Here is a 10,353-nt window from a genome sequence, read left to right as displayed (position 1 = left end):
CAGGGCCTGCCAGCCGAAGCCGCCGAGCACCACCACCGCACGCAGCCCGGGGCGGAGCAGCGCCAGCTCCGCCGCCAGCCAGGGGCGGCAGGTGTCGCGCTCCTCGGTGGTGGGCTTGTTCTGCGGCGGCGCACAGTGCACCGGCGAGGCCATCCGTACGCCGTGCAGGGTGAGCCCGTCGTCGGCGGCGGTGGCGGTCGGCTGTGAGGCGAGGCCGATGTGGTGCAGCGCCGCGACCAGGAAGTCGCCCGCGGGGTCGCCGGTGAACATCCGCCCGGTCCGGTTCCCGCCGTGCGCCGCGGGCGCCAGCCCCACCACGGCCAGTGCCGCGTCGGCGGGACCGAAGCCGGGGACCGGCCGCCCCCAGTACTCCTGGTCCCGGTACGCGGCCCGTTTCTCCACGGCCACCTGCTCCCGCCAGGCCACCAGCCGGGGGCAGGCGCGGCAGTTCACCACCTGGGCGTCCAGCGCGGCGAGATCGGCGCAGCCCGGCGCCCGACTGGCCGGAAAGCGCCGGTCGTCGGCGCTCGGCTGCGGCTCTGACACTGCGGACTGCGACTCGGCCATCCCGCCACGGTACGGCGCATCCGCGCACCGGCCACGGTGGCGCGGGAAGCGGCGCGGGGGCCGCGCGAAAAGCGGTCGCGCGGCCGGGGCACGCGCCGCTAGCCTCACGTCGCTCGCCGCGACGGGCAGTAACAACAGGCAGTAACGGCAGACATGTGGGCCCAGAGGGTCACCAGGGAAAGGCAGACGATGCGCCAGTTCCACGGAGTCATCAGGTCGTCTCTCCCCTACGCCCCCACTGAGGACCTCTGTGCCCGACGCCGTCCCGACCCCCGGAACCACCCTGAACCTGGGCGTGCTCGCCCACATCGACGCAGGTAAGACCAGCCTCACCGAACGGCTGTTGCTCGACAACGGCGCCATCTCCGCGCTCGGCAGTGTCGATGCCGGCAGTACGCAGACGGACACCGGCGAGATCGAGCGCGAGCGTGGCATCACGATCCGTTCGGCGGTGGCGCCGTTCGCTGTCGGAGCCACCGGAGCCACCGGAGCCACCGGAGCCGTTGGCGGCCTGCTGCAGATCAATCTGGTGGACACCCCGGGCCACCCCGACTTCATCGCCGAGGTGGAGCGGGCGCTGTCCGTGCTCGACGGTGCGGTGCTCGTACTGTCCGCCGTCGAAGGCGTCCAGGCGCAGACCCGGGTGCTGCTGCGGTCGCTGCGCAGGCTGCGGCTGCCGACTCTGCTCTTCGTCAACAAGATCGACCGCGACGGCGCTCGCCCCGACGGCCTGCTGGCCGACATCCGCGCCAGGCTCACGCCGGACATCCTGGCCATGAACGCGGTGCGGGACGCGGGTACGGCGGCGGCCAGGACAGCCGTACAGACCCTGGAACGGCCGGAGTTCCGGATGGCGGCCGCCGAGGCGCTCGCCGAACACGACGACGCCCTGCTGGCCGCGCTGGTGGCGGGCGAGCTGCCCCCGGCGGACGACGTACGCACCCTGCTGGCCCGGCAGTGCGGGGCCGGGCTGCTGCACCCGGTCTTCTTCGGCTCCGCGCTCACGGGCGAGGGCATCGGTGCGCTCACCGACGGCCTCGCCACACTGCTGCGCCCGCCCCCGCGGACCGCGCCGGAGCCCTGTGGCGCGGAGCCCAGCGGCACGGTCTTCGCCATCGAGCGCACGGGCGCCGGTGAGAAGGTCGCGTATCTCCGGCTGTTCTCGGGCGAGGTACGCGAACGCCGGCGCATCACCTACTGGCGTCGCGAACCGGGCGGAAAGCAGGCCGAGTCCAGCGGCCGGATCACCGGCATCGACATCGTGCGGGCCCCCGGCGCCGCGGGCACCCGTGACGTACACGGCGCCGCGGGCACCCGTGACGTACACGGCACCGGGGGCGGGCAGCCCCGTCAGTCCGGCGGGCGGCTGACGGCGGGCAGTATCGGCCGGGTGCGCGGTCTGCCCGGTATCCGGGTCGGGGACCGGCTCGGTCCGCCCGACGGCCGCCTGGAGCAGGTCCACTTCGCCCCGCCGAGCCTGGAGACCGTCGTACGGGCCTGCGGCCCCGGGCAGGAGGCGCGGCTGCACGCGGCCCTGCTGGCGCTCGCGGACGAGGACCCGCTGATCCGGACCCGGACGGCGGACGGCGGCGCGACCTCCGTACTGCTCTACGGGGCGGTGCAGCAGGAGGTGCTCGCGGCGCGGCTGGAGCGGGACTTCGGTCTGGAGGCGGTGTTCGAGCCGGTCCGCCCGGTGTACTTCGAGCGCCCCACGGGCCGGGGCGAAGCGGTCACCGAGATCGACCGGCACGGCCCCAACGACTTCCTGGCGACAGTGGGTCTGCGCGTGGCAGCGGCCCCCCGCGGCGCGGGCGTCACCTTCGTGCGGGAGGTCGAGCTGGGCTCGCTGCCCCGTGCCTTCCACCGCGCCATCGAGGAGTCCGCACTGGGCACCCTGCAACAGGGCCTGTACGGCTGGGAGGTGACCGACTGCACGGTCACGCTCACCCGCACCGGCTACATCGCGCCGCTCACCGTCGCGGCGCACTTCAGGCAGCTCACACCGCTGGTCCTGATGCGCGCGCTGAAACGAGCGGGCGCCCGGGTCTTCGAGCCCTGCCGGGCCGTGGAGACGGAGATCCCGGAGGACACGCTCAGCGCCGTCATCGGCTGTCTCCTCCCGCTCGGAGCCGAGATCACCGGCTCCACGGAGGCCGGGCCGTCCGGGGCAGGTTCGTCCTGGCTGGTCACGGCGGAGCTGCCGGCCCGGCGCGTGCAGGAGTTCCAGCAGGCGCTGCCGGGGCTGACCCGGGGCGAGGGCGCGATGTGGTCGCGCCCGAGCCAGGACCGACCGGTACGCGGCCCGGCACCGACACGCCCCCGCACGGACGGCAACCCGCTGAATCCGGAGGAGTACATGAGGTTCCTCGCCGACCGCAGCCTCGCGGACTGAATGAACAGGCGGCTGGGGCGGGCGGGTTCGGTCCGGCGTGCCCGCGACCGGAACGGGCCGACCGCGGGCTGGTCTCAGAGCCCCTGGACTCCGGTGAGCTCGGCCGAGAGTGAGGATGCCGCCGGGGTGCACGGCGAAGGCGTGCACCCCGCTACCGCCGCGACCCGGCCCGCTTCAGCCGAGTGGCTTGTCCAGGACTGCCTTGCGGTGGCTGAACGTCTCCAGTGAGTAGCGGCCGTGGTAGCGGCCCATCCCGCTCTCGCCCACCCCGCCGAACGGCAGGTCGGGCACGGTGAGATGGACCACCGGCATGCCGAAGCCGAGGCCGCCCGACGAGGTTTCCGTCGTGAGGCGGTCGCGGGTCAGTACCGAGTCCGTGAACGCGTACAGGGCCAGCGGCTTGTCCCGGTCGTTGATGAACGCGATGGCCTCGTCCAGGCCGTCGACCTCGACGATCGGCAGGATCGGGCCGAAGATCTCCTCGGCCATGACCGGTGAGCCCGGCGCCACGTCGGCGAGGACGGTGGGGGCGAGATAGCGCTCCGTACGGTCGCTCTCGCCGCCGGTCACGACGCGGCCCGAGCCGAGCAGGCCGGTCAGCCGGTCGAAGTGGCGTTCGTTGATGATCCGGCCGTAGTCGCCGGAAGCGGCCGGGTCGTCGCCGAACAGGTCGTGTACGGCCGAGGCCAGCGCGCCCTCCAGTTCACGGGCGGTTCCGGGGTCGGTGAGGACGTAGTCCGGTGCGACACAGGTCTGGCCCGCGTTGAGGAACTTGGTCGAGACGAGCCGGGCCGCCACCGCCGCGAGGTCCGTGTCCCGGTCGACGAACGCCGGTGACTTGCCGCCCAGTTCGAGGGAGACCGGCGTCAGGTGCTCGGCGGCGGCGCGCATCACGATGCGGCCCACGGTGCCGTTGCCGGTGTAGAAGATGTGGTCGAAGTGCTCTTCGAGCAGGGCGGTGGTCTCCGGTACCGCGCCCTCGACCACCGTCACCGCGTCGCGGTCGAGATACCGCGGCAGCAGCTCGGCGACGGCCCGGGAGGTGGCGGGGGCCAGTTCGCTGGGCTTGGCGACGACGCAGTTGCCCGCCGCGAGTGCCCCGGCCACCGGGGCGAGCAGCAGCTGGACCGGGTAGTTCCACGGGGCGATCACCAGGACGACGCCCAGCGGGTCCAGCACCGTCCAGGCGCTCGCCGTACCGAGATGCTCCGGTACGTCGACGGGCTCGGGGCGTAGCCAGCCCTCCAGCCGCTCCAGGGTGTGGTCGATCTCGCGCACGGTGAAGTCGATCTCCGTACGCGATGACTCGCGCTCGCTCTTGCCCAGGTCGGAGTGGAGCGCGGCGGCCAGCTCCTGGCGGTGCCCGGTCAGCATCGCCCGCAGGCCGCGCAGCTGTTCGGTGCGCCAGGACAGGGTCCTGGTCCGGCCGGTACGGAAGGTGGCCCGCAGCCGGGCCACGGCTTCGGCGGGCTTCTCGGCCGGCTGCTGGGTGGGCTGATCGGTGGACGGCACGGATGCTCCTTGGTTCGGCGGTTCGGCGTTCGGCGGTGCGGTGGTTCGCGGTTCGGTGGTCCGGCAGTTCGCTGTCCGGCGTTCGGTGTGGTTCGGCGATTCTGCGGGGTTGTCGTTCTGTGGGCAGTCCGGAAGGTCCGTTCAGGTATTTGCATTTACCAACAATCCGGGAGGGCGGCTTCTTCCCTCGCCGGAGCGGCGGCCTCCCGGTTCCTGCCCGGACCGGGATGTACGCCTCGGGCAACTGTTTCGTCCTTCATTCGGGTACGCCTTGTGGCATTCGGTCTCAGTGAACGGGCCCCACACTCCCCCCTTGCCCAAGGCTCGGGGAGACACCCGTGCTGTCCGGCGCGGGGAAGGAGATGGGACGCGATGGGTACCGATCACATCGACACCGGGTTGCTGAAGGAGCTGACCGAGCAGTCGCAGGATTTGAACAGCGACGCGCTCCGGGTGACGAACTCCGCTCTGGCGGACTTCGCCGAGACAGCCGAATCTTCGAGCCGTCGCTGGTGGCAGCGCCGGGGGACTCTGCTGGGAGCCGCAGGCGCGGCGACCCTGCTGGGCGCCGGACGCGCCGCGGCCGCGTCGAGCACCGACGTCATGGCACTCCAGACGGCCGCCTCGATCGAGAACCTGGCGGTGAGCGTCTATCACACCGCCGCCGGGCTGCCGTTCATCAAGACGGGCAACAAGACCGTGCTGGCCTTCATCACGAAGACGGCGCAGCAGCACACCGCGCACGCCCAGGCGTTCAACGCCGCCGCCAAGAAGGCCGGCGGCAAGGAGCAGACGGGCACGGACCCGAAGTACGCGGCGGTCGTCAAGAAGACCCTGCCGACGATCAAGACACCGGCGGACGTGGTCAAGCTGGCCATCACGCTGGAGGACGTCGCCGCGCAGACGTACACCAAGAACATCGGGCAGGTCCACGACACAAGCCTGCGTCAGCTCTTCGCCTCGGTCGCGCCGGTGGAGGCCCAGCACCGCGCCACGCTGCTGGCCGTGCAGGCCCTGCTGGCCGACGGGAAGACCAGCCTCATCGCGATCCCGACGGACGTCGCGAAGCTGCCCGCCAACATCGGCAGCGTCGGGTTCCCGGACTCCTTCTACCCCACCAAGATGGCGTCGCCGGTCAGTGAAGGGGCCGTCAAATGAGCAACAGCAGGGGCAGCTGGGAGCTGCCGATCAGCGAGGGCGAGATGTCCCGTCTGACGAGCGAGATGGACGAGGCGCACCGGGCGACCCTGCCCGTCATGGCCGCGTCCGCCCGTGACCTGTCGACGGAGCTGAAGGACCTGGAGTCCGCCCGTTCCGACCGGATCGAAGAAGAGCGTGCGCACCTGGCGCGCCGCCGTTTCCTGACCGGCGCCGGTGCTTCGGCGGCCATGCTGGCGCTCGCCGCGTGCGGCGGGAAGTCCAGTACGACGCCGACCGGCGGGAGCGCGTCCGGTTCCCCGTCGGCGAGCGCATCGGCATCCTCATCGGCGTCCTCGTCGGCCGGTGCGGGCAAGTACACCGGGGACCTGAAGGTCGTCGCCCTGGCGGTGGCCCTGGAGAACCAGGCAGTCGGCGCCTACCAGGCCGCTCTCAAGGCGGCCAACGCGGGCAAGCTCGGCAAGGTGCCGCCTGCGGTCGCGACGTTCATCCAGACCGCGATGGCTCAGCACAAGGACCACGCCAACGCGTGGAACGGTGTGCTCTCCAGCGCGGGCAAGCCCAAGATCACCGATGTGCCGCTCTCCAACCAGGCCGACATCACCAAGGCGCTCGGCCAGGTCAAGGACGTCACCGGGGTGGCCAAGCTGGCGCTCCAGCTGGAGGACTCGGCCACCGAGACCTATGTGTTCGCGACGTACAACGTCAAGAGCATGGGCGGGGTCAACACGGCGGCGACCATCGCCCCGGTCGAGGCCATGCATGCGGCGATCCTGCACTACGTGCTGGGTCAGTACCCGGTGCCGGACGCCTTCATCGGTACGAAGAAGGCCGCCAGCCCCAGCCTGCTGACTGTCTGAGTCCGGCCGGCACTGTACGCAGCGCCTCCGTCCGGCTCGGTTCGACCGCTGGACTGTTGGACCGTTCGACCGCTCGACCCGTCCGTCCCCTTCCGGCTCCCCGGCCAGGCGCACCCCCCGTGCCTGGCCGGGGTCGGCCAGGCCGCCCCGAGACCACCCGGAGACACGATGCCCGCCCGTACCCGCAGACCGCGTGTGGCGGTTGCCGCAGTGGCGCTCTGCATGCTGACCGCAGTCACCAGCTGCTCGGACAGCGGATCGAAATCCTCTTCGTCGTCGTCCACCACGCCCACCGGCGCGGCGTCCACGGCGAGCGGCAAGGGCAGCCGGATCACGATCAAGAACTTCAAGTTCATGCCCGCCGCGCTGACCGTCGCCCCGGGGACGAAGGTCACGGTGACCAACAAGGACTCGACGACCCACACCCTGACGGCCACCGGCAAGAAGGCGTTCGACACGGGTGACATCGCCGCCGGGAAGACGGTCACCTTCACGGCGCCGTCCGCCAAGGGCAAGTACCCCTACATCTGCACCATCCACCAGTACATGAAGGGCTCGCTCACCGTCAGCTGACGCGGATCGTGTACGAGCGTGCCTGTTCGACCGTGCTCGTCCGACCGTGCTTCTTCGACCGTGCCGGGAAGGGACCCCCATGCCGTCCGATTCCTCGCTTGCCGAGCCGCCGGACCCCGCTCCCCGTCCGGGGCGCCGGTACCTGCGGGTGCTGCTCTGTGTGCTGGCCGCCGCGGGACTCGCGGTCGACGCCTACGTACACGCGCACCTCGCCGACCGGTACGACCCGGTCTCGGCGAGCATCAGCCAGGGCACGCTCTTCCGGATCGAGGCCGGGCTCGCCGCGCTGGCGGCGCTGCTCGTGCTGGTCTGGCGCCGTGCCGTGTCCGACGCGTTCGCCTGGCTGGTCGCCGCCGGAGGGCTGGCGCTGATCCTCATCTACCGGTACGTCAACGTGGGCAAGCTCGGACCGGTGCCCAACATGTACGAGCCGGTCTGGTTCGGCGACAAGTGGCTCGCGGCGATCGCGCAGGCCGTCACCATCGTCGCGGCGACCCTGCTGCTGCTCACCGGCTCCTACCGCCGCCGGTTCAGCGCCCGTCGCCGGGAGCGTCGCCGGGTCGAGTGACCGCGGCCGCCCCGGCCGACGGCTCGGGCTGCCCGGACGGCTCCGCCGCGGGCTCGGGCCGGGCCGTGGTCCGCACCCCGCGCAGGGTCACCGCGCTGAGCAGGGCCACCGCGACCAGGCAGCCGCAGTAGAGCGTCAGGCCGTTCCAGGCCCCGGCGGAGTACGCGATACCGCCCACGGAACCGCCGACCGCGCTGCCGATGTAGTAGAAGAACAGATAGACCGCCGCGCCCTGCACCCCCAGCACGGTCGACCGGCCGCCGACCCAGCCGCTGGCCACCGAGTGGGCCGCGAAGAAGCCCACGGTGAAGATCACCAGGCCGGGGATCACGGCGCCGAGCTGCGGTACGAGCATCAGCGCGAGCCCCGCGAGCGTGACGAGCAGCGCGGGCACCAGCACCCGCGGCCGGCCGTACCGGTCGACCAGCCGGCCGGCGGCCGCCGAGGAGAACGAACCGGCGGCGTACGCGATGAAGAGCAGCCCCGCCGTCGTCTCGGACAGGTGGAACGGCGCGTCGATGAGCCGGAAGCCCAGGTAGTTGTAGACCGTGACGAACCCGGCCATCGCCAGGAAGCCGATCAGATAGAGCCTGAGCAGGGCGCTGTCCGGCAGTGCCCGGCCGATCGCGGACGCGAGCGCGCGCGGCCTGGCCTCCCGGCGTACGAAGCGTACGGAGGCGGGCACCGTCAGATGGAAGATCACGGCGCAGACCGCGGCCACCGCGCCGACCGCGCCGATCGCCCAGCGCCAGCTGCCGGTCAGGTCCAGCACACCGTCGGCGACGAGCCGGCCCGCCATACCGCCGATCCCGTTGCCCGCCACATAGAGGCCCATGGCCTGGCCGAGCGATTCGCGGTGCACCTCCTCGGCCAGATACGACATCGCCGTGGCCTGGAGGCCCGCGAGCGCGAGGCCCTGGAGCACCCGGAAGACCAGCAGCACCGGGTAGTTGGGCGCGAAGGCCGCGGCGATACCGAGGAGCGCGGCCGCCGCCAGCGCCAGGCTCATCATCCCCGTCCTGCTCCACGCGTCGGAGAGGGCGGTCAGCGGCACCACCGCGATGGCCATGGCGGCGGTGGAGACCGAGATCGTCAGCGACGAGGCCGCGGGGGACAGGCTGAAGTGTGTGGACAGGGCGGGCAGCAGGGCCTGGACGCAGTACAGCGTCATGAACGTGGTCAGCCCGGCGGCGAAGAGCGCCCCGGTGGCCCGGCGGAAACCGGGTGTCCCTCGCGTGTGCGCGGCAGGCGATATGTGCGGGTCAGTCACCGGACGACGGTAGGCCGGGTGTCGTTCATGCGTCCAATGCATGGATCGCTGAGATACGTTCCGTATATGGAACACCGCCCGGACGGGCCCCGCCGCCCCGCGCCGAAGCCCGCGCCAAAGCCCGCGCCAAAACCCGTACCGAATGCCGCGCCGGATCCCGTAAAGGATCACGCGCCGGATCCCGTACTGGATCGCGCGCCGACAGTGGCAGCCGGGCCCCTCGCCCCCGCCTTGCCCTCACCTTCTCCCTCTCCCTCTCCCGTCCCGCCTCCCGCCGTGCTGTCGTCCGATGTGCAGCATCTGCCGGCGCCGCTGCTCGGGATGTGTCCCGACCTCGTACGGTTCGTGACCGTCGCCGGCCTTGAGCATCTCTCCGCCGCGGCAGGAGAGTTGGGCACCCCGCAGTCGACGGTCAGCCGCAGCATCGCCCGGCTGGAGGCGGCCGTCGGCACCCCGCTCTTCGACCGGGAGGGCCGGGGGATGCGGCTGACCCGGCAGGGCCGCGCCTTCCTGGCCCGGGTGCAGCGGGGGCTCGCGGAGATCGCGACCGGGTGCGAGGAGCTGCGGCTGGCCACCGACATGCCGGGCACCGTCGCCCTGGGCTTCCTGCCCGCGCTCGGCTCGGCCCCGGTGCCGCTGCTGGTCAGCTGGTTCCGCGACCGGCACCCCAAGGTCCGCTTCCAGCTGGTCCAGGACAACGCGCAGGGGCTGCTCGACCGGCTCCGGGCGGGTGAGGTCGACCTCTGCCTGACCTCACCGCTGCCCGACGAGCCGGGCATCACCACCCTCCCGGTCGCCGCCGAGCCGCTGAGTCTCGTCGTACCGGCCGGCCATCCGCTGGCCGGGCGGAGCCGGGTCCGGCTGGCCGAAGCCGAGCACGAGGACTTCGTGATGGCGGCCACCGGTTACGGTCTGCGGCGACTGGTCAACAGCCTCTGCGCCGCCGCCGGTTTCCCACCGCGCGTCGCGTTCGAGGGCGCCGAGATCGCCACCATCCGCGGCTTCGTCGCGGCGGGCCTCGGGGTCGCGGTGCTGCCCCCTTCCCCGGTCCGGGTGCCCGGCCTCGTGGACCTGCCGCTCGACGATCCGGGGGCCTCCCGCACGGTCGGCCTGACCCGGGTGACGTCCCGCACCAGCACCCCGGTCGTCGGCGACTTCGTCGACCTGGTGCTGAGCCGGGCCCAGGAGTGCTTCGGCGCCCCGCCGCCGGACAGCCCCTGAGCGGGCCGGGGGGCTACCCCCACCTGGGGTCTCGTGCCTGTCGTATGGGCACCGCGGTGCGGGTCAACAACCCTTGTCCCATGACCAGTTACGCCCGCAAGGGCCTCTTCCGCGCGCTGTCCGCGACCGCCGTCGCCGCCGCTCTCACCGCCTCCGCCGTACCGGCCGCGACCGCCGTACCAGCCACCCCGCCCGCGCCGGCCGCGCATCCGGGGACACCGCCCGCCCGCGC

The 10,353-nt window shown here is 72.3% G+C and carries 9 protein-coding genes; 6 read left to right on the top strand and 3 right to left on the bottom strand.

Going from position 1 to position 10,353, the window contains the following annotated elements; translation table 11 throughout:
• Positions 1-567, bottom strand: a 567-nt coding sequence (locus tag G3I19_RS30340) for a uracil-DNA glycosylase (RefSeq protein ID WP_164266926.1), incomplete at its 3' end; no start/stop codon positions are given.
• 250 nt (positions 568-817) lie between these two features.
• On the opposite strand from G3I19_RS30340, the gene G3I19_RS30335 reads away from it, so the two are divergent.
• Entirely contained in the window at positions 818-2,959 is a 2,142-nt protein-coding gene (locus G3I19_RS30335; RefSeq protein WP_164266925.1) for a TetM/TetW/TetO/TetS family tetracycline resistance ribosomal protection protein, read from the top strand.
• Between the two features lie 174 nt (positions 2,960-3,133).
• On the opposite strand, the gene G3I19_RS30330 is transcribed toward G3I19_RS30335, so the two are convergent.
• Positions 3,134-4,471, bottom strand: a complete 1,338-nt coding sequence (locus G3I19_RS30330) for an aldehyde dehydrogenase family protein (RefSeq protein WP_164266924.1) — start codon at positions 4,469-4,471, stop codon at positions 3,134-3,136.
• Between the two features lie 372 nt (positions 4,472-4,843).
• Here G3I19_RS30330 and G3I19_RS30325 point away from each other — a divergent pair, with 372 nt between their 5' ends.
• The 4 genes from G3I19_RS30325 (at position 4,844) to G3I19_RS30310 (ending at position 7,630) form a co-directional block, all read left to right on the top strand.
• Positions 4,844-5,629, top strand: coding sequence for a ferritin-like domain-containing protein (locus G3I19_RS30325; protein ID WP_164266923.1), 786 nt, complete (start codon positions 4,844-4,846; stop codon positions 5,627-5,629).
• Positions 5,626-6,489 (top strand): ferritin-like domain-containing protein, encoded by an 864-nt coding sequence (locus G3I19_RS30320; RefSeq protein ID WP_239074932.1) that lies wholly within the window; start codon positions 5,626-5,628, stop codon positions 6,487-6,489. Before G3I19_RS30325 ends, G3I19_RS30320 begins: the two co-directional genes overlap by 4 nt.
• A gap of 222 nt (positions 6,490-6,711) precedes the next feature.
• Positions 6,712-7,062, top strand: coding sequence for a cupredoxin domain-containing protein (locus G3I19_RS30315; RefSeq protein ID WP_239074931.1), 351 nt, complete (start codon positions 6,712-6,714; stop codon positions 7,060-7,062).
• A gap of 79 nt (positions 7,063-7,141) precedes the next feature.
• Positions 7,142-7,630 (top strand): hypothetical protein, encoded by a 489-nt coding sequence (locus tag G3I19_RS30310; protein ID WP_164266921.1) that lies wholly within the window; start codon positions 7,142-7,144, stop codon positions 7,628-7,630.
• Here the strand turns inward: G3I19_RS30310 and G3I19_RS30305 are convergent.
• A complete protein-coding gene (locus tag G3I19_RS30305) occupies positions 7,593-8,900 on the bottom strand; it encodes an MFS transporter (protein ID WP_343235251.1) in 1,308 nt (435 codons plus the stop codon). The two genes, G3I19_RS30310 and G3I19_RS30305, sit on opposite strands and share 38 nt — an antisense overlap.
• 276 nt (positions 8,901-9,176) lie before the next feature.
• Between G3I19_RS30305 and G3I19_RS30300 the strand changes: the two genes are divergently transcribed.
• On the top strand, positions 9,177-10,121 hold the full coding sequence (locus G3I19_RS30300; RefSeq protein WP_164266919.1) for a LysR family transcriptional regulator: 945 nt from the start codon (positions 9,177-9,179) through the stop codon (positions 10,119-10,121).
• Positions 10,122-10,353 lie beyond the last annotated feature (232 nt).

The sequence above is a fragment of the Streptomyces sp. SID10853 genome (assembly GCF_010548145.1).
In the GTDB taxonomy this organism is placed as follows: domain Bacteria; phylum Actinomycetota; class Actinomycetes; order Streptomycetales; family Streptomycetaceae; genus Streptomyces.
This window is presented reverse-complemented; position numbering and strand designations above follow the sequence as displayed.

Bases quoted from the DNA above. Each gene is read 5' to 3' on its own strand.
- G3I19_RS30325 (WP_164266923.1), top strand. From the start codon at position 4,844: ATGGGTACCGATCACATCGACACCGGGTTGCTGAAGGAGCTGACCGAG.
- G3I19_RS30320 (WP_239074932.1), top strand. From the start codon at position 5,626: ATGAGCAACAGCAGGGGCAGCTGGGAGCTGCCGATCAGCGAGGGCGAG.
- G3I19_RS30315 (WP_239074931.1), top strand. From the start codon at position 6,712: ATGCTGACCGCAGTCACCAGCTGCTCGGACAGCGGATCGAAATCCTCT.
- G3I19_RS30310 (WP_164266921.1), top strand. From the start codon at position 7,142: ATGCCGTCCGATTCCTCGCTTGCCGAGCCGCCGGACCCCGCTCCCCGT.